At 58.4% G+C, this 24,571-nt stretch carries 19 protein-coding genes; 16 read left to right on the top strand and 3 right to left on the bottom strand.

Annotated features, from left to right (window positions below; translation table 11 throughout):
• The first annotated feature begins 318 nt into the window (after positions 1–318).
• The 3 genes from IMCC20628_RS01290 to IMCC20628_RS01280 all read left to right on the top strand — a co-directional run bounded on the left by IMCC20628_RS01290 (position 319) and on the right by IMCC20628_RS01280 (position 3,984).
• On the top strand, positions 319–1,233 hold the full coding sequence (locus IMCC20628_RS01290) for a polyheme membrane-associated cytochrome C (RefSeq protein WP_245307852.1): 915 nt from the start codon (positions 319–321) through the stop codon (positions 1,231–1,233).
• 100 nt (positions 1,234–1,333) lie between these two features.
• A complete protein-coding gene (locus tag IMCC20628_RS01285; protein WP_047032154.1) occupies positions 1,334–2,494 on the top strand; it encodes a cation:proton antiporter in 1,161 nt (386 codons plus the stop codon).
• 314 nt (positions 2,495–2,808) lie between these two features.
• Positions 2,809–3,984: a carboxylate-amine ligase gene (locus tag IMCC20628_RS01280; protein WP_047028691.1), complete on the top strand. Its 1,176-nt coding sequence runs from the start codon at positions 2,809–2,811 to the stop codon at positions 3,982–3,984.
• 19 nt (positions 3,985–4,003) lie between these two features.
• On the opposite strand, the gene IMCC20628_RS01275 is transcribed toward IMCC20628_RS01280, so the two are convergent.
• The 3 genes from IMCC20628_RS01275 to IMCC20628_RS01265 are packed head-to-tail and all read right to left on the bottom strand — an operon-like array spanning position 4,004 to position 9,191.
• Positions 4,004–7,093, bottom strand: coding sequence for an efflux RND transporter permease subunit (locus IMCC20628_RS01275; RefSeq protein ID WP_047028690.1), 3,090 nt, complete (start codon positions 7,091–7,093; stop codon positions 4,004–4,006).
• Entirely contained in the window at positions 7,090–8,133 is a 1,044-nt protein-coding gene (locus tag IMCC20628_RS01270) for an efflux RND transporter periplasmic adaptor subunit (RefSeq protein ID WP_052766249.1), read from the bottom strand. Before IMCC20628_RS01270 ends, IMCC20628_RS01275 begins: the two co-directional genes overlap by 4 nt.
• Positions 8,130–9,191 (bottom strand): efflux RND transporter periplasmic adaptor subunit, encoded by a 1,062-nt coding sequence (locus IMCC20628_RS01265; RefSeq protein ID WP_052766248.1) that lies wholly within the window; start codon positions 9,189–9,191, stop codon positions 8,130–8,132. The genes IMCC20628_RS01270 and IMCC20628_RS01265 overlap by 4 nt, the downstream gene beginning before the upstream one ends.
• Before the next feature lie 189 nt (positions 9,192–9,380).
• Here IMCC20628_RS01265 and IMCC20628_RS01260 point away from each other — a divergent pair, with 189 nt between their 5' ends.
• The 13 genes from IMCC20628_RS01260 to IMCC20628_RS01200 all read left to right on the top strand — a co-directional run bounded on the left by IMCC20628_RS01260 (position 9,381) and on the right by IMCC20628_RS01200 (position 24,545).
• On the top strand, positions 9,381–10,103 hold the full coding sequence (locus IMCC20628_RS01260) for an HAD family hydrolase (RefSeq protein ID WP_052766247.1): 723 nt from the start codon (positions 9,381–9,383) through the stop codon (positions 10,101–10,103).
• Positions 10,100–11,056 (top strand): sugar-binding transcriptional regulator, encoded by a 957-nt coding sequence (locus tag IMCC20628_RS01255; protein WP_047032150.1) that lies wholly within the window; start codon positions 10,100–10,102, stop codon positions 11,054–11,056. The genes IMCC20628_RS01260 and IMCC20628_RS01255 overlap by 4 nt, the downstream gene beginning before the upstream one ends.
• A gap of 210 nt (positions 11,057–11,266) precedes the next feature.
• Complete coding sequence (locus IMCC20628_RS01250; protein WP_197078447.1) at positions 11,267–12,532, top strand: sugar ABC transporter substrate-binding protein; 1,266 nt, start codon at positions 11,267–11,269, stop codon at positions 12,530–12,532.
• 92 nt (positions 12,533–12,624) lie between these two features.
• Entirely contained in the window at positions 12,625–13,497 is an 873-nt protein-coding gene (locus tag IMCC20628_RS01245) for a sugar ABC transporter permease (RefSeq protein ID WP_047028688.1), read from the top strand.
• Between the two features lie 4 nt (positions 13,498–13,501).
• Complete coding sequence (locus tag IMCC20628_RS01240) at positions 13,502–14,332, top strand: carbohydrate ABC transporter permease (RefSeq protein WP_047028687.1); 831 nt, start codon at positions 13,502–13,504, stop codon at positions 14,330–14,332.
• 10 nt (positions 14,333–14,342) lie between these two features.
• Positions 14,343–15,341: an ABC transporter ATP-binding protein gene (locus tag IMCC20628_RS01235; protein ID WP_047028686.1), complete on the top strand. Its 999-nt coding sequence runs from the start codon at positions 14,343–14,345 to the stop codon at positions 15,339–15,341.
• On the top strand, positions 15,341–16,114 hold the full coding sequence (locus IMCC20628_RS01230) for an L-iditol 2-dehydrogenase (RefSeq protein ID WP_047028685.1): 774 nt from the start codon (positions 15,341–15,343) through the stop codon (positions 16,112–16,114). Before IMCC20628_RS01235 ends, IMCC20628_RS01230 begins: the two co-directional genes overlap by 1 nt.
• Entirely contained in the window at positions 16,114–17,622 is a 1,509-nt protein-coding gene (locus IMCC20628_RS01225) for a mannitol dehydrogenase family protein (protein ID WP_047028684.1), read from the top strand. Before IMCC20628_RS01230 ends, IMCC20628_RS01225 begins: the two co-directional genes overlap by 1 nt.
• A gap of 365 nt (positions 17,623–17,987) precedes the next feature.
• Positions 17,988–19,088 carry an ABC transporter ATP-binding protein gene (locus tag IMCC20628_RS01220; protein ID WP_047028683.1) on the top strand — a complete coding sequence of 367 codons (1,101 nt, stop codon included), beginning with the start codon at positions 17,988–17,990 and terminating at the stop codon, positions 19,086–19,088.
• A gap of 153 nt (positions 19,089–19,241) precedes the next feature.
• Positions 19,242–20,276 carry an extracellular solute-binding protein gene (locus IMCC20628_RS01215; RefSeq protein ID WP_245307929.1) on the top strand — a complete coding sequence of 345 codons (1,035 nt, stop codon included), beginning with the start codon at positions 19,242–19,244 and terminating at the stop codon, positions 20,274–20,276.
• 87 nt (positions 20,277–20,363) lie between these two features.
• Entirely contained in the window at positions 20,364–21,947 is a 1,584-nt protein-coding gene (locus IMCC20628_RS01210; RefSeq protein ID WP_047028681.1) for an ABC transporter permease, read from the top strand.
• 400 nt (positions 21,948–22,347) lie between these two features.
• Positions 22,348–23,130 carry an ABC transporter permease gene (locus IMCC20628_RS25535; RefSeq protein WP_343123256.1) on the top strand — a complete coding sequence of 261 codons (783 nt, stop codon included), beginning with the start codon at positions 22,348–22,350 and terminating at the stop codon, positions 23,128–23,130.
• Positions 23,131–23,312: 182 nt separating this feature from the next.
• A complete protein-coding gene (locus IMCC20628_RS01200) occupies positions 23,313–24,545 on the top strand; it encodes a M24 family metallopeptidase (RefSeq protein ID WP_047028679.1) in 1,233 nt (410 codons plus the stop codon).
• The last annotated feature ends 26 nt before the right edge of the window (positions 24,546–24,571 follow it).

Below are 24,571 nucleotides of genomic sequence, written 5' to 3'. Positions count from 1 at the left end.
CACAACGCAAAAACTAACAAGATTTTTCTGGTCAGGCCTTGAGCTATATCAATGCGAAGATGCGACGGTGCGTCATAGTGTCCTGATTACAGAAGCATCCAGAAGTGCCGGATACACGCAATCTGACTGAACCGCTGGAGGTCCACCTTGTCGCATTCTCGTTTATTGCCATCCCTCATCGCCCTTGCTTTTTTTGCTGTTCCAACAGCTCAAGCGCAGGAAGCCCCTCCGATCAGTTCGATTGTCGAAGCATGGATCACCTCACCGCACGCGGATAAAAAGTCTGAATCCTTTGTGCACTGGAACGAGGAGGGCGCCGTGCCGGAAAGTTGCGCCACGTGCCATTCCGGCCCCGGACTGATGGATTTTCTCGGCGCTGACGGCACAATGGCAGGCAAGGTCGACGGGCCAGCACCAATTGAATCGCCCATCGATTGTGTCACCTGTCACAATCAGGCCGCGACCGATCTTGAACAGATCACCTTACCGTCCGGTGAAGTGGCGACAGAGACCAGCTCTGCCGCGATCTGCATGGTCTGCCATCAGGGCCGGGAATCAAGTGACAGCGTCAACGCGGCAATCGCCGGCGGCGAGGATGATACAGTCAATGGCGATCTGGGATTTCTCAACGTGCACTACCGTGCGGCAGCGGCGACCCTGATGGGTGGCTCTGTGCGTGGCGGTTACCAGTATGAGGGAAAAACCTACGCCGACCGGTTTGTCCATGTGCCTGACTTCAACACCTGCACCACATGCCACGATCCACACACCACCAAGGTTGTGGCCATTGATCAATGCGTCGCCTGCCACAAGGGTGCGGAAACCGTGCGCGACATCCGCATCACTCCGGCAGATATTGATGGCGACGGTGACGTCAAAGAGGGTATCCGCGCCGAAATCAGCACCCTGCACGAGAAGCTTGGCGAAGCCATTCTTCTCTACGCCGCAGATGTGACCGGTGCGCCGGTGGTCTATGATTCCCACGCCTACCCCTATTTCTTCAATGATCTGAACGGGAATGGCGCATCCGACGCTGACGAAGCCAAGTATCCCAACCGCTACCAGAGCTGGACGCCGCGCCTGCTGCGCGCCGCCTACAACTACCAGTTCCTGGCCAAGGACCCCGGCGCCTATGCGCACAATCCGCGCTATGCCATTCAGCTGGCCTATGACAGCCTCGAGGACTTGTCGTCCAAGGCCACAATCGACATGACAGGCATGTCGCGTCCTTGATCGTGCTGACAATATGACAATCAACGGCCCGGGAACTTGTTTCCGGGCCGTTTTAGTAAACACCTGTTTTCACAAACATTCTTGAGCTGGACAATTGCTGGTGGATAATTCTGAAGTTCTTGTCGCAATCGGCATTCTGTTTCTGGCCGGACTTCTGCTCGACAAGGTCGGCCGGATTGTCCATGTCCCCCGGGTTACGCTGCTTATCCTTTTAGGAGCAATCATTGGTCCGCCAGTGCTCGATTGGCTGCCGCTCAGTTTTACCGGTTCCAACGAATTTTATGCGCCCACCGCCTTGACCATGGTTGCCTTTCTGCTGGGCGGCACCTTGAACCCGGAAACCCTGAAGTCCCATGGGCGCGAGATCATGATCATATCGCTGACGCTGGTCGCCGTCTCCGTCGCCGTGGTGGCGACCGGCCTCTGGCTGATTGGCCTGCCTATCGGGATTGCGGTGCTGCTGGGCGGGCTTTCCGCTGCCACAGATCCCGCCGCCACGCGCGATGTGGTCAATCAGGGCCATGCCAAGGGGAGGTTTGTCACCAATCTTCTCGGCATCGTCGCCATTGATGACGCCTGGGGCCTGTTGGTGTTTTCAATGGCTTTGACATTCGCCGGCATCATGACCGACCAGGATGCCGCGATCGCGCTGGTACATGGTGCTCGCGAGGTCGGCGGCGCCATTGTGCTCGGGCTCGCCATCGGTCTGCCTGCGGCCTTTCTGACCGGGCGGATCAAGCCGGGCGAGCCGACATTGATCGAAGCCCTCGGCCTGGTTTTCCTGTGCTCCGGACTGGCACTGCATTTCGGCTTTTCCTTCCTGCTCACCGGGATGGTATGCGGCGCAACAGTGATCAATTTCGCCCGCCATCATGATCGCCCGTTTCATGAGATTGAACGGATCGAATGGCCGTTCATGCTGCTGTTCTTCGTCATGGCCGGCGCTTCCCTGAAGACAGGCAACCTCGCAGAAGTAGGATATATCTGTGTTGCCTATTTCTTCCTGCGCGCTCTCGCCCGCCTGATCGGCGGATGGCTGGGAGGCAAGCTGGCAGGCCTGCCGGATGCCGAGAGCCGCATGACCGGCCTCGGCCTGATGCCCCAGGCCGGCGTCGCCATCGGCATGGCGCTGGTCGCCAGTGAACGGTTTCCCGAAATGGGAGAGGATCTGCTCGCCGTCGCTGTTGCCAGCACCATCGCCTTTGAAATCGTCGGACCATTCTTGACCCAGATAGCCATTCGCCGCACCAGCACGGACTGATATCTGTTCGAACCCAGGCTTTAATCAGCCCCTGAAACGCTTTTTCTCATTGGTTTGAAGAACATTCATCGAAGATACTCGTCCAACAAGACTTCAAATGCTGCCCCCATATTGGCAATGCGACAGTGCGAACCGGCGATGCCACGGGGTTTCGCGCGCTCGACAATCTTGACGCGTTCTTTCGCGGCGATACGCCAAAGGACTTGTTGTAGAGCCGAAATCGGACGGAACCTTCGACCAGTTGCGGTGTTTCAAAGCCAATCCCGATTTCAACCCGGCTTGCGCTTTTGCCATTTTCAAGGTCAAATCTTCCCATGAGCTACCGTGTGCCCAGCTTCACCCTTGGTGTAGAAGAAGAGTATCTGCTTGTTGATTGCGAAAGCCTCGATCTTGCGGCAGCATCCGACGCCTTGATGACCGAATGCGCCGCAGAGCTTGGAGATCAGGTCAGTCCCGAGTTCCTGCAATGCCAGATCGAAGTCGGCACCGGCGTCTGCAGGACTGTATCCGAAGCTGGTGCCGATCTGGCTCGCCTGCGCTCCGTAATCGCCTCTGTCGCCGGCAAGCATTGTCTGGCGCCACTTGCGGTGTCCTGCCATCCCTTTGCCGATTGGCATAAACAGCACTTCACCGACAAACCGAGATACCGGGAACTCGAGCGTGATCTTGGCGGTGTCGCCCGCCGCATGCTGATCTGCGGCATGCATGTACATGTCGGCATCGACGATGACGAAACCCGCATCGACCTGATGGCCCAGTTTCCCTACTTCCTGCCGCATCTTCTGGCTCTGTCGACCTCGTCGCCCTATTGGAAAGGTGACGACACCGGGCTCAATGCCTACAGGCTGACGGTGTTTGACAATATGCCCAGAACCGGCTTGCCGCCGCGGTTTTCATCCTGGTCTGAATATGAGCGCTCTGTGCAGATCATCATCGACAGCGGTCTGATTGAGGACAGCACCAAAATCTGGTGGGACTTGCGCCCCTCCGGGCGATTTCCGACCCTGGAGTCCCGCATTTGCGATGTCTCGCCGCGACTGGACGATGCACTGGCCATCGTCGCACTGACCCAGTCGATCATGCATATGCTGTGGCGGCTGCGCACCAGCAACCAGCGCTGGCGCATCTATGACCGGTTTCTTGTCGGCGAGAACCGCTGGCGAGCCCAGCGCTATGGCGTGAAAAACGGCATGATCGATTTCGCCAGGGGCGAAGTCGTTGCCTTCACCGAACTGCTCGAAGAGATCATCGACATGGTCCGTGAAGATGCCGAAGCTCTGGGATGCTGGAGCGAGGTTCAGTCAACACGGAGCATAATCGATAGAGGCACCAGCGCCGACAGGCAACGCTCAGTACACGCGACAGCAATTGCTGGCGGTGCCAGCACCAAGGAAGCCCAGAAAGAGGTTGTCAGATCCCTGATCGGGGAATTTACCGAGGGACTTGAGAAACACCGGAACTCCGGGGCCGTCATCGGACAACCTGCCTGACGGTCGAACCATCAATCGCTTACCCGGCACCAGCGCCCTCAATGGAACCTGCGTTCGATGCTTCGGCAGCATCGTCTTCCCGCTTGACCCGGAAGACAGCCAGATACAGCGCCGGCGCGAAGAACAGCGTGATCACCGTGCCGGCAATGATTCCGCCCATCATCGCATAAGCCATCGGACCCCAGAAAATCTGCCTGGAGATCGGGATCAGCGCCAGACTGGCCGCCGCCGCGGTCAACAGGATGGGGCGTGATCTGGCATCCGACGCATTGAACACGGCATCCCATGCGGATTGTCCTTTGCCACGCAAAACCTCGATCTCGTCAATCAGGATGATTGAATTGCGGATCAGAATGCCAATCAGCGCCAAAACACCCAGGATCGCGACAAACCCAAGCGGTGCTCCGGAAGGAACCAACGCCGCGACGACGCCAATAAGCCCGAGAGGCGCGACACATATGACGACAAAGGCCAGTCTGAAGCTCTGGACCTGGATCATGATCAGCGTCAGCATGATCAGGATCATCAGCGGAACGACAGCTGCAATCGGCGCCTGGCTCTTTGCGCTTTCAGCCACCGAGCCGCCAACTTCGACATGGTAGCCCGCCGGAAGGCTCCCGTTGAACGCCTCGATCTGATCTTTCAAAGCCGTCACAATCGTCGCCGGCTGGTCTGTGGTGGAAATTGCAGCCTTGACGGAGATGGTCGGTTTTCTGCCGCGCTGATGGATCACCGGTTGCTCGGTCTCGTAACTGAACCGCGCCACCGTGCGCAGCGGTATGATGGCAGAACCTGAACCGGAGAGCTGAAGTGCAGCCAATGCCTCCACCGACTGGCGAGAAGGCGCATCTCCACGCGCGACGATGTCCACCAGATAAGCCGCGTCGCGAAGCTGGGTTACCGAAGCGCCATCGTAGATCGCGTTCAGTGCGGAGGCGATATCGCGCTGCGTAATCCCGAGTTGCCGGGCCTTGTCCTGCAGAATGTCCACCCGAACCACTCGGGCAGGCTCGTTCCAGTCCATGACAACCCCCTCGAGCCGCTCATCGGAAGCAACAACTGCTGTCAGGTCGCGGGCATAATCGCGCAGAGTTTCGATACCGGGTCCCGAAATGCGATATTGCACCGGCCGGCCGACAGGAGGCCCTATTTCAAGCAGCTTGACGAAGATATCAACGCCGGGAAAATCGGTTGCGGCGGTCGCGTTGAGTTCGGCCCTGAGCGCGTCACGTGCCTCCACCGACGGGGTCTGAATCACGATCTGGCCGATATTCGGAGCCGGAGTTGTGACGTCATAAGCGAGAAGGAAACGCGGCGCCCCCTGTCCGACATAGGTCGACCAGAACAGGACGTTTTCATTGCCCTCCAGCCGGCTTTCCATCCGCGCCATTTCCGCAGATGTCTGCGAAATAGAGGCGTTTTGCGGCAACGTGAAATCGAGGATGAGTTCCGGACGGTCAGAACTGGGGAAAAACTGCTGCTCGACGAAACGCATGCTGAAGACCGAAAAGGCGAAGACGGCCAGCGTCAACCCGATGGTGATCCAGCGGTGGTTCATGCTGGCCTTGAGCAGCGTATGGAATGTCTTGCGTACCCGGCCCGGCTTGCCACTGTGGTGTTTCAATTTGGCCGGCAGGAATGTCACGCCCAGCAGCGGCGCAAAAAGCACGGCAACAATCCACGAGACCGTCAGCGAAACCGCAATCACCACAAACAGCGAGAAAGTGAATTCGCCCGCAGCCGACGTGTTGAGGCCGATGGGAATGAATCCAGCCACGGTCACCAGCGTTCCCGAAAGCATCGGGAAGGCAATGGACGTCCAGGCGTAGGAGGCGGATTTTGTCAGGGATTCGCCCCGCTCAAGCCGTGAAATCATGGTCTCGATTGCGATCATCGCGTCATCGACGAGAAGGCCGAGCGCGATGATCAGTGCGCCAAGCGAAATGCGCTGCAGTGTAAACCCGGTATAGTTCATCACCACGAAGGTGATCGCCAGCACCAGCGGGATTGTCAGGGCGACAACCAGCCCGGCCCGCATGCCGAGCGAAATGAAACTCACTGCCAGCACGATCAACACCGCTTCGACCAGTGCCTGCAGAAAATGTCCGACCGCTTCCTCCACCACATGGGGTTGGTCGGCCACCTGATGAACATCGACACCGATTGGCAGGCCGGCCTGGGCTTTCTCGATCACCGCGCTCAGCTCTTCGCCAAAATCGACGATATTGGCACCCTGCCGCATTCCGACCGCCAGGCCTACGGCTTCCTGGCCGTTGTAGCGGAACAAAGCCGATGCCGGATCCTCATAGGATCGGCGAATATCGGCAACATCGGTCAGCCGGAAAAACCGGTCACCGACCCGCAGGTTGATATCTTCAAGACTTTCGGCACCGGAGAACTGGCCTCCGATCCGCACCAGAACACGTTCCGGACCGGTATCGATCACACCTGAAGGAATGATCGCGTTCTGAGCCGCCAGCGTCGCCTGTACCGCAGCCTGGTTCAACCCCATGGCAGCCAGACGCTCTGTCGAAAATTCCAGATAGATCACCTCGTCGCGCGTGCCGAAGAGTTCCACCTTGCCTGCATCCGGAAATCCTTGCGCGGAACGGCGAACGGATTCGGCATAATCGCGCACCTCGCGCGGCGAGAAACCATCAGACGTGAACGCGTACAGATTTCCGTAAACATCGCCAAAACTGTCATTGAATTTGAAGCCGGCGAACTCGGCCGGAAACTCCCCCCGGATATCGGACATCATGTTGCGGACTCGCTGCCAGATTTCCGGCAGATTCTTGGCGCGTGTCGTCGGTAATAGCTCGACGAAGACGATGCTTTCGCCAGGACGGGTGACCGAACGGGTGAAATCCAGCTCACCAAGATCCTCGAGCTTTTTCTCGATCCTGTCCGTGACCTGCGTCAGCGTTTCGCGCGTATCAGCGCCCGGCAGCGCCGCCGAGATGATCATCGTCTTGATCGCAAAATTCGGATCTTCTTCACGCCCGATGGACATGTAGGAAAGGATCCCCGCAACCAGCGACACGATCATCAGAAACCAGACAAGCGAACGATGCTTCAGAGCCCAGTCGGAGAGATTGAAAGTTTTCATTCCGACACACGCGGGCCAACGGCCTGCCCTTCTTGCAATGAATGGATGCCTTTGACGATTACCTCGTCACCAGCAGCAAGTCCTGAGCTGATGATGGCGAAATCACCGGCGACGCTGGTAATACTGATCTGCTTCAAAGTGACCTGGTTGGTACTCCTGTCGACGACCCAGACTGCGGGTGGATCAAGCACCGCCGATACAGGCAGGACAATATCCGTATCCTTGCCACCGGCGGGCAAAACCCGCACCAGCGAGCCAAGCCTGAATTCCGCAGGTGCGTTTTCCAACGTCAGATGAAGCCGGTAGGTCCGGGTGGCGCGCTCGGCCACCGGATCAATACGGGCCAGTACTGCGCCGGTCGTGATTGCTTCACTTGCAATCAAGCTGGCTGCAAACCGGTCACCCGGTGCGCGCAGGGCCGCCTCTGCCTCCGACACATCAATCACGATTTCCCGCTCGCCGATGGCCGATAGCTTGAGGACCGCTTGTCCGGCGGACAAGGTTGCGCCAGGCTCTGCGAAGGTCTCGACAACAACCCCATCATAGGGGGCGGTCAGCGTCGCCAGATCAAGGATATCAGCGGCGCGCGCATACGAAGCCTGGGCCTGCTCCAGTTGCGCCTGTGCCGAAACCAGCGCCCGTTCTGCATCTTCGAGCCGTGTCGCGCTGCCAACGCCCCGCTCTGCCAGGGTCTTTGCCCGCTCGCGCGCATCCGTTGCCGATCGCAACTGTGCCTTGGAGACCGTGACCCCGGCATCAGCAGTGCGCAAATCCGCATTCAAATCCTCGGTATCGAGGCGTGCAAGAACATCCCCCTTCTTGACCAGATCGCCGGTGTCGACCGGACGGGCGGCGATGGTGCCAATCATGGGAAAGCCGAGCGCGGTTTCAATGCGGGCGGCGACTATTCCGGTGTAACTGAGCGAAATTCCGGCTTGCGGATCGACCAGCATCGAAACCACCGGGCGAACCGGCTCATCGGCTTTTGCAGGCATTGCCAGGCAAAGGGAGAGGGCTGACAGCAAAACCGCAAATCTCATTGGTCTTCTCCCACGCGGCGAACCAAGCGTCCGGGATAAAGCAGTTGGGCGCCTTTGGTGACGATCCAATCGCCTTCCTCCACGCCACCGCTGAGCAGGAACCGGCCGGTTTCATAACGATCTATCTCGACGGGTTGGAGAACGACATGCATGGTCTCCTGATCAACACGCCAGACTGCAGGTCCATCTGCCGTGGCGCTCATTGATGTATAGGGCAGGCTCACCTGAGCTTCCGCCGGCCGCGACGCTGTTCCTCGCACCGGTTCGCCGAAGCCTAGTCCAACAGGCGGGTCAAGCACCTCTACTTTCGCAGCAACGGTACCGGTCTTGGGATCAATCAGCGGAGAAACCTCGGTCAGTCTGCCCCCAAACCCTTCCTCGGGCTTGGAAAATCGCGACAGCACTATACCGGAGCTCGGGGCCTCGCCGATCAACATGGCCTCCGGCACTTCGAAAACCGCTTCAAATCCCTTGTCCAGTGCCAGCTCCATTGCAGTTTGCGCAGCGCCGATGATCTGACCCGGCTCGATCATTCGACTGATCACCGTGGAAGCGGATGGTGCGCGCAGCACAGTGTCAGCAAGGGCTTTGGTGGCGCGATCCCAATCAGCTTCTGCCAGCTCGAGCGCACCTTCAGCAGCCCGCAGCGCGTCATCGGTTGCATCCCGCGTTGCACGCGTCGTTGCCCCGCTGGCCAAAAGCGCCTCGGCGCGACGCAGATCTTCGATTGCTTGCAGGTGGTCAGCCTGGGCCGTTCTCAATCCGGCCTCCGCAGTTCTCAGCGCCAACTCCTGCTGGATCGAATCAAGTCGCGCAAGCGGCGCGTTGCTCTCCACCTTGGCGCCAAGATCGGCCAAAACCTCTGTCACGCGGCCACCAATGGGAAACGCCGCCATCAGCGATTCCCTCGGTCGGATTTCGCCGGTCAGGGAGAATGTCTGTTGTTCGACGCTCATCGTGGCGACGACAATTTCGACAGCCAAAGGCGTCTCGCTATACGCGGGAACACCGGTGAGAAGGGCGAGCGCTGCGGTGCAGGCAATGACTGAACGTTTCAAGACGGCATCCGGACTTGCGTAATTGAAAGAAGCGGACCTGTACTATGACACTCATTCACGTTCCAGATCAAAAGTTACCTGTTATGACCGTGAACCAGCCGGTAAGGATAAAAAACTCTGCACGTTCGTGTGAAGCTATCACGCACATCGCACTGCCCTTGAAGCGCCGCCTGTGCTATCGGGTTCGGCTTGGAATTCAATCGAGGCCTGACGCTGATTTCACCCGATCCCGAACTGATCATCTTTGACTGCGATGGCGTCCTCATTGACAGTGAGGTGATCAGCGCCCGCGTGCTTATCGACGCTCTGGCAAGCGTCGGGGTGAAGGTCGACACCGCCCATGTGCAAACCCATTTTCTCGGCCGCAGCTGGGCCAAGGTTGCAGCCGAAATCCGCAATTCCCATGGCTATCTGCCGGGAACCGATTTCGAGGAGAAATACCGCACCGAACTTCTGGCCCGCTTCCAGCAGGAGCTGGTTCCGACCCTCGGCATCAAGGCCCTGCTTGGGCAGTTGACCACCAGAACCTGCGTGGCCACCAGCAGCACCCCCAAGCGCGCGCTGCGGTCGCTCGAACTGACCGGACTAGCCGGGTTTTTCGATGCACGGATTTTCACAGCATCTGAAGTTGCCCGCGGCAAGCCTGCGCCCGATCTGTTTCTGCATGCCGCCGAGCGCATGAACACCGATCCAGCCAAATGCCTGGTGATCGAAGATTCGCTTCCCGGCATTCAGGCGGCGCAAAATGCCGGCATGGAGGTGCTGCGCTTTACCGGCGGCAGCCATCTTCGCGGGATTGACGAAGAGACGCTGACGCTGAACGGCACCGTACATTGCTTTGACAAATGGGAGCATTTCTTGGAAATGGTGCCTCAAGCCAATCGGCAGACGAACGGATGGATGGACACATGAGCATTGCGGGCGATCACGAAACCAGCCGTCTCGACGACGCTGCCCGCGCCGGTTGGCTCTATTATGTGGCCGGTAACACCCAGGACGAGATAGCCCGCAAACTCGGCGTCTCGCGGCAATCTGCCCAGCGACTGGTGTCACTTGCCGTCAGTGAAAAGCTGGTCAAGGTCAGGCTTGACCATCCGATTGCCAACTGCATGGAACTGGCTCACCGCCTGACCAAAAAATTCGGCCTGATCACCTGCGAGGTGGCGCCGACCGATCCTGATGCGCCGGCGGCACTGACCGGAGTGGCCCAACTGGCCGCCAGCGAAATCGAGCGCATCCTCAAATCGGATCACCCGAAAATCATTGCCCTGGGCACGGGCCGCGCGCTGCGGGCCTGTGTCGAGCAATTGCCCAAGATGGATTGCCCGCAACACCGGATTGTCTCGTTGCTCGGCAACATGATGTCGGATGGAGCCGCTACGCCTTACAACGTGGTTATCCGCATGGCCGACCGGGTCAACGCCCGGCATTACCCGATGCCGTTGCCGGTGTTCGCCCGTTCCATGGAGGAAAAGCAGCTGCTGCAACAGCAGGAGGCTGTTCACAACATTCTCGAACTGGCCCGGCAGGCCGACATCACCTTTGTCGGAATCGGCAATATTGGCGACAATGCGCCGTTGCTCATAGACGGGTTTGTCAGCCGCGAAGAGATGCGCGCCATGCGCAAGGCCGGCGGCATCGGAGAGATCACATCCTGGGTGTTCGACCGCAACGGCAAGCTGATCGACGGTCTGACCAATGACCGGGTGGCCAGCGCCGTGCTGCAGATTTCGCCGTCAAAGCCGGTCATTGCCATTGCCGTGGGGACAATCAAGTCCGAGGCAATTCTCGCAGCAATGCGGGGAAATCTGATCAATGGATTGATCACGGACGAAGCTACAGCAGAACAATTGCTCAATCATTGAGCAAAATATTGTTCATACAAACTACTGAAAATATATAATTATTCTCAAATGTGGCCGGTCTTTGTGCAGGTGCAGCATAGAATCTGCCTTGACTCGAATCTGTAGTTGGGCGAATATTTGCCCGTCTAATTGGCATTTGCCCATGTCGGGCTTTGGGAGGAATTCATGAAAAGATTTGCAAACGCGCTTTTGTGCGCGTCGGCGTTGTCGATGCTTAGCACGGCTGCGCTTGCTGAGAGGCTGACGATCGCCATGGTCAACAATGGCGATATGATCCGGATGCAGAAACTATCCGACGATTTCACGGCAAAAAACCCGGACATCGAACTGGAATGGGTAACGCTGGAAGAAAACATCCTGCGTCAGCGCGTCACCACCGACATCGCCACCAAGGGCGGCCAATATGACGTAATGACCATCGGCACCTATGAAGTGCCTATCTGGGGCAAGCAGGGCTGGCTCGTTTCACTCAACGATCTGCCTGCAGCCTATGATATTGACGATCTTCTGCCCGCCATCCGCGGCGGACTGACGGTCGACGGTGAGCTTTATGCGGCGCCGTTCTACGGTGAATCATCGATGGTGATGTACCGCAGCGACCTGATGGAAAAAGCCGGCATGGAAATGCCGGATGCACCCACCTGGACGTTCATCCGTGAAGCTGCAGCTGCCATGACCGACAAGGATGCCGGCATTTACGGCATCTGCCTGCGCGGCAAGGCCGGCTGGGGCGAGAACATGGCGTTTCTGACCGCCACCGCCAATTCATTCGGCGCCAAGTGGTTTGACATGGACTGGAACGCCCAGTTCGACAGCCCTGAGTGGAAGGAAGCCCTGACATTCTACATCGAGATGATGAATGAATCAGGACCTCCCGGTGCGGCCAACAACGGCTTCAACGAGAACCTTTCCCTGTTCCAGACCGGCAAGTGCGGCATGTGGATCGACGCCACCGTGGCGGCATCCTTTGTCACCAATCCGACAGACTCCCAGGTTGCCGACAAGGTCGGCTTCGCCCTGGCACCGGACAATGGTCTGGGCAAGCGCGGCAACTGGCTCTGGGCATGGTCGCTTGGCATCCCTGCCGGCACTCAAAAGGCAGAGTCCGCGAAGAAATTCGTCGAATGGGCAACGTCGAAAGAGTATCTGGCACTGGTCGCCGAGAAGGAAGGCTGGGCTAACGTTCCTCCGGGCACACGGACTTCGCTCTATGAGAACCCTGAATATGCCAAGGTTCCCTTCGCCAAGATGACACTCGACAGCATCAATGCTGCCGATCCGCAGAACCCGACGGTTGACGAAGTGCCTTATGTCGGCGTCCAGTTTGTTGCAATTCCCGAGTTTCAGGGCATTGCCACAGCTGTTGGCCAGCAATTCTCTGCAGCCCTTGCCGGAACGACATCGATTGATGACGCACTGGCCAATGCGCAGGCACTGACCACCCGTGAAATGCAAAAGGCCGGCTACCCCAAGTAGGGTTTCCGTCCACATCGGGAGCCGGAACCTTCCCGGGCCGGCTCCCGTCTCTCTACTCCCGATCTGTCCCCGTCCCGTCAAGGAACTGAGCTATGGCGACCGCCCACTCACGCAGTGCAGCACGCTTGATGATGTCCCCCGCAGTGATTTTGCTGCTGGGTTGGATGATCGTCCCACTGTCCATGACTATCTACTTCTCGTTCCTGCGATACAATCTGCTGTCGCCTGGAACCGAAGCCTGGGCCGGGTTCGACAACTACCGCTATTTTCTGACCGATCCGGCCTTTTTCGATGCGATGGGCAACACGCTCATTCTGGTGCTCGGGGTGTTGTTGATCACTGTTGTCGGCGGCATCTTGCTGGGACTGCTGCTGGATCAGCCGTTCTTCGGACAGGGAATTGTCCGTATTCTGGTGATCGCGCCGTTTTTTGTCATGCCGACCGTATCTGCGTTGGTGTGGAAGAACATGTTCATGAACCCGGTCAACGGGCTTTTCGCCTATCTGGCCTCAGCGGTCGGGCTCGAACCGTTTGACTTCCTCAGTCACGCGCCGCTGGCCTCGATCATTCTCATCGTATCCTGGCAATGGCTGCCGTTCGCAACCCTGATCCTGCTCACTGCATTGCAGTCACTGGACCAGGAACAACTCGAAGCCGCGGAAATCGACGGCGCCGGGCCCGTCAACCGATTCACCTACATCATGCTGCCGCATCTGGGCCGGGCGATCACAGTCGTGATCCTGATCCAGACGATTTTCCTGCTCTCCATTTTCGCCGAAATACTGGTCACCACCAATGGTGGTCCTGGCACGGCGACCACCAACCTCACCTATCTCGTCTATGTGCAATCCCTGTTGCAGTTTGACGTGGGTGGCGGTTCCGCCGGCGGCATCGTTGCTGTCATTCTCGCCAACATTGTCGCGATCTTCCTGATGCGGATGATCGGCAAGAACCTGGACGCTTGAGACCATGGCGCGCGCTGTTTCCACCCGACGCAAACTCTTCGTCACGCTTCTCGCCTGGTCGATCGGTATTGCAATCTTCTTTCCCATCCTGTGGACGTTCCTGACCAGCTTCAAGACCGAAGCCGAGGCCATCGCGTCCCCACCGTCCTTGTTCTTTTTTGACTGGACCACGGAAAACTACACCGAGGTGAACTCACGGTCGAATTACGGCCTTCACTTCGCCAATTCGGTGATCATCTCGCTGGGCTCCACCCTGCTCGGCCTGCTGATTGCCATCCCGGCTGCCTGGTCGATGGCATTTGTGCCCGGCAAGTGGACCAAGGACATCCTGATGTGGATGCTGTCGACCAAGATGCTGCCACCGGTTGGCGTCCTGATCCCTATCTACCTGATGTTCCGCGACACCGGACTGCTCGACTCGCGTCTGGGGCTGGTAATCGTGCTGACGCTGATCAACCTGCCGATCATCGTCTGGATGCTCTACACCTACTTCAAGGAAATTCCGGTCGACATTCTTGAGGCTGCGCGCATGGACGGGGCGGCGCTCTGGTCGGAGATCATCTATGTCCTGACCCCGATGGCGGTTCCCGGCATTGCTTCGACCCTGCTGCTCAATGTCATTCTGGCCTGGAACGAAGCCTTCTGGACCCTCAATCTGACGGCTGCAAAAGCAGCGCCGCTGACCGCATTCATCGCCAGCTACTCGAGCCCGGAAGGCCTGTTTTACGCCAAGCTGTCGGCGGCATCGACAATGGCGATCGCACCCATCCTCATTCTCGGTTGGTTCAGCCAGAAACAACTCGTCCGCGGCCTGACCTTCGGCGCGGTGAAATAGGAAAACAACCATGGGACATATCGCACTCAAGAAAGTTACCAAGAGCTTCGGCACCACCCAGGTGATCCCGCCGCTAGACCTGGAAATCAACGACGGTGAATTTGTGGTGTTTGTCGGCCCGTCCGGTTGTGGCAAGTCAACGCTGCTGCGCCTGATCGCCGGACTCGAAGACGTCTCCGGCGGCGCCATCGAGATCAACGGCAACGACGCCACCCACATCCCGCCGGCCAAACGCGGCCTTGCCATGGTGTTTCAGTCCTATGCGCTTTATCCGCATATGTCGGTGCGCAAGAATATCGGCTTCCCGCTGAAAATGGCCGGGCTCGACAAGGCCGCGGCAGACAAGAAGGTGGAAGACGCAGCCTCCGTGCTCAATCTCACCGACTATCTCGAGCGCCGGCCTGGTCAGCTCTCGGGTGGCCAGCGGCAGCGCGTGGCGATTGGGCGGGCGATTGTCCGCGAGCCCGATGCCTTTTTGTTCGACGAACCGCTTTCCAATCTCGATGCAGCCCTGCGCGTCAACATGCGGCTCGAGATCAGCGAACTCCACAACAGCCTCAAGACCACGATGATCTACGTCACCCATGACCAGGTCGAAGCCATGACCATGGCTGACAAGATCGTGGTGCTCAGAGCTGGCTACATCGAGCAGGTCGGATCACCGCTGGAACTTTACCGGTCCCCGGCCAATCTGTTTGTCGCCAGTTTCATCGGCTCACCAAAGATGAATTTCATCGAGGGCAAGGATGCCGAAGCCCATGGCGCCAAGACGATTGGCGTTCGCCCGGAACATGTCACCGTTTCCAAGACCGAGGGTCTGTGGAAGGGCAAGGTCGGGGTCTCCGAGCATCTGGGCTCCGACACCTTCCTGCGGGTCGCCGTTGACGGCTTTGAACCGATGACCGTCCGCGCTGATGGCGAAGTCGACATCCATCATGGTGATACTGTCTACCTGTCTCCTGATCCGTCAAAAATCTACAAATTTGACGCAGCCGGCATGGCGATCTGATGCAACGCCTTGCAGGCAAGACGGCGATGATCACCGGCGCCGCGCGTGGCATTGGCGAGGCTTTTGCCGATCGCTATGTTGCCGAAGGCGCCGTGGTAGCCATTGCCGACATCGACTTTGACCGGGCGACACAGACTGCCGCCCGGATCGGCAAGCAGGCCTTCGCTGTGCATCTCGATGTCACCGATCAGGCCTCCATCGATGCGGCTGTGAAAACCGTAGCCGAACGCAGCGGCGGAATCGATATCCTGATAAACAACGCCGCCCTGTTCGACCTGGCGCCGATCGTCGATATCACACGGGACAGTTTCGACAGGCTGTTTGCGATCAATGTCGCCGGCACGCTGTTCACGCTTCAAGCCGTCGCCAAATCGATGATCGCCCACGGCAAGGGCGGCAAGATCATAAATATGGCAAGCCAGGCGGGACGACGCGGCGAGGCTCTTGTCGGGGTTTACTGTGCCACCAAGGCCGCCGTGATCAGCCTCACCCAATCCGCTGGCCTTGATCTGATCAAGCACGGCATCAACGTCAACGCGATTGCTCCCGGCGTGGTTGATGGCGAACATTGGGACGGCGTCGACGCGCTGTTCGCCCGCCATGAAAACCTAGCGCCCGGTGAAAAGAAGCGGCTTGTCGGCGATGCGGTGCCTTTTGGCCGCATGGGCACCGCCGATGATCTCACCGGCATGGCCGTCTTTCTCGCAACACCAGATGCCGCCTACATCGTCGCCCAGACATACAATGTCGATGGCGGGAATTGGATGAACTGATGCCCGACTCAAACCCGCCACAGCCCCATGACAATATTTCGGCACAGCGATTGTGCAACGATGCCTTGGCAAACCTGCCCGAGGCTGTGAGCACCCCCGGCTATGACCGCAAGGCCTTGACCGCCGGCGTTTTGCATGTCGGCGTCGGCAATTTTCACCGCGCCCATCAGGCCAGCTATTTCCATCGCCTGTTCGAGCTTGGCCAAGACCATGATTGGGCCATCGTCGGCGCCGGCATGATGCATTTTGACCAGGCCATGCGCGACAAGCTTGCCCCCCAGGACTGGCTGACCACCATCGTCGAGCTCAACCCGGAAGGCTTCCGGGCCAGCGTCATCGGGTCGATGATCAATTTCATTGCCGTCGATCCCGATGCGTTGATCGCGGCGATGCAGGATCCGCAAATCCGGATTGTGTCGCTGACGGTGACTGAAGGCGGCTATTTCCTCAGCGCCGAGACCGGCGGATTTGATCCGACCCATCCGGCTGTCATCCGTGACGCAGGCATGGGCAATTCTCCCCAGACTGTCTTTGGCGCGATTATCGCCGCACTCAAGGCCCGGCGTGACCAGGGCATCGCCCCGTTTACGGTCATGTCCTGCGACAATCTTCCTGAAAACGGCCATGTCGCCCGCGCCACGGTTCTGGGTCTGGCCCAGTTAATCGATCCACAACTTGCTGCATGGATAGAAACGAATGTCGCCTTCCCCAATTCAATGGTGGACTGCATCACGCCCGCGACAGGCCCCCGCGAAATCGACCTGGTCCGCAGCCAGTTTGGAATTGAGGACGCAGCACCCGTCGTCTGCGAACCATTCCGGCAATGGGTGATGGAAGACAGTTTCCCGCAAGGGCGGCCGTCGCTTGAAAAGGTTGGCGTAGAGTTCGTCGCCGACGTCGCACCCTACGAGCTGATGAAATTGCGGATCCTCAATGGTGGTCACGCAGCCATTGCCTATTCCTCGGCTTTGCTCGGCCATCACTTTGTCCACGACGCCATGGCCGATCCGCTGATCGCCGGTTTTCTCAACAAACTCACTGTCGAGGAAGTCCTGCCGACGGTGCCCGCCATCGAAGGCGTCAGTCTGACTGACTACATTGCGGTGGTATCCAAGCGGTTTTCAAACTCTGCGCTCGGCGACACCATCCCGCGGCTTTGTCTGGACGGCTCCAATCGTCAGCCCAAATTCATCCTGCCGACCATCGGCGCAAGGCTATCGGAAGGCCAATCCATCAGCGGACTGGCGCTCGAAGTCGCTCTCTGGGCGCATTATTGTGCGGGCTTCCGCGATGACGGCGAAGCAATCAAGCTTGATGACCCGAACGCTGCACGCTTGCGCGAACGCGCGCTGGCCGCACAAAGCAATCCCCTCGAGTTTCTGGCAATGCCGGACATTTTTGGCCCACTCACCGATGCGCCTGAATTCAAACAGGCCTTCGCCGCAGCATTGCAGCGCCTCCAGAACAGCCCGACTCGGACCGTTCTTGCAGACTATCTGGCTTCCTGAGCTGCTTCCAAAGACTCGCAAGATTCAACCATGCCGTGAATATTCTCAAAAACAAAATCATATAAGCCTCGTATCACCGGTCGTTATCGTTCGGCATGCCATGTCCTTCTGACGAAGGCACACATCATTCTATTTGTACAACGGCCTTATTAGTAGTAATCATAAGTCATAACGGAACGTACAACTTAGGCGTTGCTGCCCGTTTACAGCTCGCCAATTCATATGCCTTGTGTGGGTGGACAGCTGAGCCTGTATCTGCAACCATTATATCCGTTGACATATCGACAGGATGGCAACCGGCAAATCAATTGTCGGACCATCAATAGGGGAAGGGCGCAACAGCCCGTAGCAATTAGGAGCGTGTTTTGGTCTCAACCAACACGGATGACGGCTTCGTCGTATTCGACGGCGTCCAGAAAAGCTATGACGGGGAAAACCTTGTCGTAAAGGATCTCAATCTTTCGATTGCCCGGGGCGAGTTCCTCACAATGCTTGGACCGTCGGGATCCGGCAAGACCACCTGCCTGATGATGCTTGCGGGCTTCGAGACTGCCACCAACGGCGCAATCAGGCTGGGCGGCAAAGAGATCAACAACATCCCTCCGCACAAGCGCGGCATCGGCATGGTGTTTCAGAATTACGCCCTGTTTCCGCACATGACCGTGGCCGAGAACCTCTCGTTCCCGCTGGAAGTGCGCAAGATCGGCAAGGCAGAGCGCGAGCAGAAAGTTCAGCGCGCGCTCGACATGGTGCAGATGGGCGATTTTGGTGGTCGTCGACCGGCGCAGTTGTCAGGCGGCCAGCAGCAACGCATCGCTCTGGCCCGCGCACTGGTGTTCGAAGCCGAACTGGTGCTGATGGATGAACCCCTCGGCGCGCTCGACAAGCAGTTGCGCGAACACATGCAGTTCGAAATCAAGCACATTTCCGACAATCTCGGCATCACAGTGGTCTATGTCACCCACGACCAGACCGAGGCGCTGACCATGTCGGACCGGGTCGCAGTCTTTGAGGATGGCCGCATCCAGCAGCTGGCGCCGCCGGACGAACTCTACGAACAGCCGCAAAACAGCTTCGTGGCCCAGTTCATCGGCGAAAACAACACGCTGATGGGCAAGGTCGAGAAGATCGACAAGGACAGTGCGCTCGTGCGCCTCGACAATGGCGACCTCATCGATACCGTCCCCGTCAATGTCAGCAATGTCGGCGACCGGACACTGGTCTCAATCCGCCCCGAGCGGGTCGAGTTCAACCGCGAAAGGCTTCTGCCCGACGCCCATACGCTCAAGGCCGAAGTGCTGGAATTCATCTATATGGGTGACATTTATCGCACCCGTCTCAGGGTTGCCGGTAAGGAAGATTTCATCGTCAAGACCCGCAACGCGCCGGATCAGCGCCGGCTCAAACCCGGCGAAATGATCGAAATCGGCTGGCGTCCGCAGGACTGCCGCGCGCTCGACGCCTGAGACCACAGACCATACCCCCAATGTCTGCCCGGGCTATGGGGGGAACCATAAACGGGTATCCTAACAAGGAGAACAAGCATGAAATTTAAACTAGCAACCCTGTTGTGCGGAGCCGCGCTGGCAACCACCGGCGTACACGCCCAAGATGCCAAAATGGCCGACACCATGACCCTCGTCAGCTGGGGTGGCGCCTATCAGAAGAGTCAGATCGCGGCCTATTCCGAGCCCTATCAGGCGATGCATCCGGAACTCAAGATCGTCTGGGACGAAAGCTCGGCTGAAGCAGTGGCCAAGCTGCGCGCCATGAACGAAGCCGGTAACATCACCTGGGATCTGGTTGACGTTGTCGCCGCCGACGCCATCCGCCTGTGCGATGAAGGCCTGGCGATGGAAATTGACGCCGACGAACTGCTGGCGCCTGCGCCGGACGGCACACCGGCATCGGAAGATTTTGGCGACCTGCTGGTCAGCGATTGCTTCATCCCGCAGATCGTCTATTCGACCACCTTCGGCTACCGCACCGATCTGGTCGGCGACACAGCGCCAACCAATATCTGCGACGTGTTTGACCTTGAAAAATATCCGGGCAAGCGCGCGCTCGAAAAGCGTCCGATCAACAACATGGAATGGGCCCTGCTTTGCGACGGTGTCGCCAAGGGCGATGTCTATGACGTACTTGAGACCGAAGAAGGCCAGACCCGTGCGCTGGCCAAGCTCGACACCATCAAGGATCAGGTTGTCTGGTGGTCAGCAGGCGCCGATACACCACAGCTGCTCGCCGATGGCGAAGTCGTCATGGGTTCGACCTATAACGGCCGTCTCTTCAGCCTGATCGAAGAGCAGAAGCAGCCTGTCGCCATGCTCTGGGACGCCCAGGTGTTCGACCTTGACGGCTGGATCATTCCCGAAGGCCTCCCCGCCGATCGTCAGGCGCGCATTGAGGATTTCCTGAAGTTTGCCACCGACACTCAGCGTCTGGCAGATCAGGCCAAGTACATCTCCTATGGCCCGGCTCGCGCGTCGTCCGCACCACTGGTTGGCAAGCATGCTGACCTCGGAATCGACATGGCTCCGCATATGCCGACCGATCCGAACAATGCAAAGAACACCTTCCTGTACAACTACACATGGTGGGCTGATTACCGCGATGACCTGGATGCCAAGTTCCAGGCCTGGCTTGCCCAGTAATCTTTGACATAGCGGGAGGGGCCGTTTGCGGCCCCTCCCAAGCCATCCGATTTGATTTGACGCGACAGCAGGACGGAGCCGGCCCCTATGACCGATGCCACCCACACCCCTTCAGACGGTCCGATGCTGTCAGCTGACGGTATCCCGCTGAAAAAAAGCCTGCAAATCGCGCTTCGCCGGCAGAAGCTCCGGGCGCTGATGTTGATTGCGCCGCTGCTGCTGTTCGTGCTGATAAGCTTCATTGCCCCGATCGCCGACATGCTGTTTCGTTCGGTGGAAAACGATATCGTCTCGCAGACACTTCCCCGCACAGTCATAGCGCTGGAAGGCTGGGACTACGACGAAGGCAACGCCGCCGCGCCCGACAGCGATGTTTTTGCAGCGCTGTATGTCGACATCTCAGAGGCTGAGGAATTCAAGACCCATACAAGGCTCGGCTCGCGTCTCAACTACGAGACCACCGGCATGTCGTCATTGCTGCGCAAGACCGGTCGCGGCATCAGCCGTATGAAAACCGACATCTACACCAAACAATTCGTGGCCCTCGACCCGAAATGGGCCGAGCCCGCCGTCTGGGTGGTGCTGATGGAGCAGCCGGGCGTCGCCGACGCATTGCCAGAGACCGCGTCTGCCTGGAAATCCTGGAAGCGAATTGTGGCAAACAAGGATGATGTTCTGGCCGAGGAAAAGCCTGAGGACTTCGTCTATACGACGCTCTATCGCGATCTGATCAAACAGCCGGCATCGGCAATTAACGCCTATAGCGGTGCCGAAGCCGGCCTCATCAAGTCGGCCGACAGCGCGGTCGACGGGTTTGAATCGGTCTCGCTCAAGGACCAGTTCATCAAGATGGACAAGGATTGGGCCAGTCCGCAGGTCTGGGGCACTATCAAGGCCTTCTCCTCACCTTATACAGCCGGTTACTTTCTCGCCTCTGTCGATCTGCAGTTGACCCCTGCCGGCATCGAGGAGCAGCCTGAAAACCAGAAAGTCTACATGCTCTTGTTCGGGCGCACCATGTTCATGAGCATGGTGATCATGGGCTCGTGCATCCTGCTCGGCTATCCAATCGCCTACCTGCTGTCGAACCTGCCATTGCGGACATCAAATCTGCTGTTGATCCTGGTGCTGTTGCCGTTCTGGACTTCCCTGCTGGTGCGGACATCAGCCTGGAAGGTGTTGCTGCAGCAACAAGGTGTCATAAACGACATTCTGGTCTGGCTTGGCCTGGTCAGCGACGGCGACCGTCTGGTGATGATCAACAACCAGTTCGGCACCATTGTCGCCATGACCCACATTCTGCTGCCCTTCATGATCCTGCCGCTTTACTCGGTGATGAAAACCATTCCGCAAACCTATGTGCGCGCCGCCAAATCGCTGGGCGCGACCGACTGGACTGCCTTCTGGCGGGTCTATTTCCCTCAGTCGGTACCGGGCATCGGCGCCGGATCGATCCTCGTCTTCATCCTGTCCATCGGCTACTACATCACCCCTGAACTGGTGGGCGGCACGACGGGCACCTTTATTTCCAACCGGATCGCCTATCACATTTCGTCCTCGCTCAATTGGGGCCTCGCGGCCGCGCTGGGGACGATCCTGCTGGCGGTCGTGCTGTTGCTCTACTGGGTCTATGACCGCATCGTGGGCATCGACAATGTGAGCCTGGGATAGACCAATGCGCAAATCCACAAAGCCTGAAGTCGACCTCATCCGCTTCGTTCTGCCGATCATGGCGCTTGCCGGAGCCGGCTTCGGCTTCCTTGTCGGCACGGCAAACGGATCACCGCTTGCAGGAACGGCCATCGGTGCCATCTGCAGCGCGGCGCTTGCCTGGGTGCTCGCCACATTTGTGCCCTTGAAACGCACCGGCATTGCCGCGACAACCGTCCTTTTCGCGATCGTCGGCCTGCTGTTGGCCGGAACCGGCGGCATTGTCGGCGGTCTGATCGTCGGCTTCGTGCTTGGCTGGCTGAGCTATTGGCTTTCCACCGGCAGCTACCGTTCCGGGACACAGATATATGCAACGCCGGGCCAGGTGTTGTGGCACAACACCTACAAACTCATCTGCGGCGTGATCTTCTTTTTCCTGATTGCGCCGATCCTCACGGTCATGCCGCTGAGCTTCAACGCTGAGAATTTCTTCACCTTCACCCCGGCCATGCTGTCCTTTGACCCCGAGGGTTATTCGCTCAAACATTATCGCGACTTCTTCACCAATCCCGACTGGCAGCAGGCGCTGAAGAATTCGGTGCAGATTGCACCTGCAGCGACCATCATTTCGGTCTCGCTTGGCACACTCGCCGCCATCGGCCTGTCGCAGCCGCATGTGCCGTTCCGGCGCGCAATCATGGCGATCCTGATTTCACCGATGATCGTGCCGCTGATCATTTCGGCAGCCGGCATGTATTTCTTCTATTCCCGCATCGGCCTGCAGGGCACCTATATCGGCGTTGTTCTCGCCCATGCGGCGCTCGGCATTCCCTTCGTCATCATCACGGTGACAGCAACACTGGTCGGCTTCGACAAGTCGTTGACCCGGGCAGCCGCCAACATGGGCGCCAACCCGGTGACCACCTTCTTCAAGGTGCAGATGCCGCTGATCCTACCAGGCGTGATTTCCGGTGGCCTGTTTGCCTTCATCACTTCATTCGATGAAGTGGTGGTGGTGCTGTTCGTCGGGTCGGCCGGGCAGAAGACCCTGCCATGGCAGATGTTCACCGGCCTGCGCGAACAGATCTCGCCCACCATCCTCGCGGTCGCCACACTTCTGGTCGGCGTTTCGATGCTGCTGTTGACCACGCTCGAATTGCTGCGTCGCCGTTCCGAACGGTTGCGGGGCCTGTCGCCAGGCTGACACTATCGGGAACCGATTGGCCTGGAGCTGACGTCGCGAACCGACCAAGCCATGTCAATTCGGGGATCGGATTCCGCTGCAAGATCAGCTATTGTGTGAGAACCGGTTTCACTTCCCGGTCAGGCCAACGCTCGCGGCACTAGGGTCGCGGGCCATCAGGCCCAATTGAAGCGATTCACAAAATGACAAACCTCACCAGCACTGACGATATGCTGCATGTCTTCCAATGGAAGAATGGCGAGAAGGAATGGTCGCCGTTCTCGGCCACCGAAATGGACCGGCGCCAGAACGCCATGCGCACCCATCTCGCCGCCAAGAACATCGATGCCGCGATTTTCACGTCCTATCACGGCATCTGTTATTACTCGGGTTTCCTCTACTGCTATTTCGGTCGCAAATACGGCTTCGTGCTGACCCCGGACACCGCCACAACCGTCTCAGCCGGGATCGACGGCGGGCAGCCCTGGCGGCGCAGCCATGGCGACAACATCATCTATTCCGACTGGCGCCGCGACAATTTCTTCACTGCAGTGAAATCCCTCATCCCTACAAATGCCCGCCGCGTCGGCATCGAGTTCGACCATGTTTCGCTCGATTTCCGCAAACTTCTCGGCGACGCCTTTCCGGGTGTCGAATTCGTTGATGTCGCCGAAGCCTCGATGTGGATGCGTACGATGAAATCCGCAGAGGAACACGCGCTGATCCGCGAAGGCACCCGCGTCTGCAATGTCGGGGCCCGCGCCGTAATGGAGGCAATTGCCGAAGGCGTGCCGGAATACGAAGTCGCACTCGCCTCGACGCAAGCCATGGTGCGCGAGATCGGCAAGAGTTTCCCCTTTGTCGAGCTGATGGACACCTGGACCTGGTTCCAGTCAGGCATCATGACCGACGGCGCCCACAATCCGGTAACCAACAAGAAAATCGCCCGCGGCGATATCCTTTCCCTCAACTGCTTCCCGATGATCTTCGGCTATTACACCGCCATCGAGCGCACGCTGTTTTGCGAAGAAGCGTCTGATGTCCATCTGGATTTGTGGGAAAAGAACTGCGCGGTGATGAAGGCCGGCTCCGACATGATCGCACCGGGCAAGAAATGCTCCGACATCGCGCTGGCGCTCAACGACATGTATCGCGGCTGGGATCTGCTCAAATACAGATCCTTCGGCTATGGCCACTCCTTCGGCGTGCTGTCGCATTATTATGGCCGTGAAGCCGGCGTCGAGCTGCGCGAAGATGTCGACACGGTGCTGGAACCAGGCATGATCGTCTCGATGGAACCGATGATCATGATCCCAGAGGGAATGCCGGGTGCCGGTGGCTACCGCGAGCACGACATTTTCATCATCACCGAAACCGGCGCGGAAAACATCACCAACTTCCCCTACGGCCCGGAAGAAATGATCATCCGGCGCTAGATCCGTTGAAACGAATGGAGCCGTCA

The organism is Hoeflea sp. IMCC20628 (genome assembly GCF_001011155.1).
GTDB lineage: Bacteria > Pseudomonadota > Alphaproteobacteria > Rhizobiales > Rhizobiaceae > Hoeflea.
Note: the sequence above shows the minus strand (reverse complement) of the source record. Positions and strands in the feature narration are given on the sequence as shown.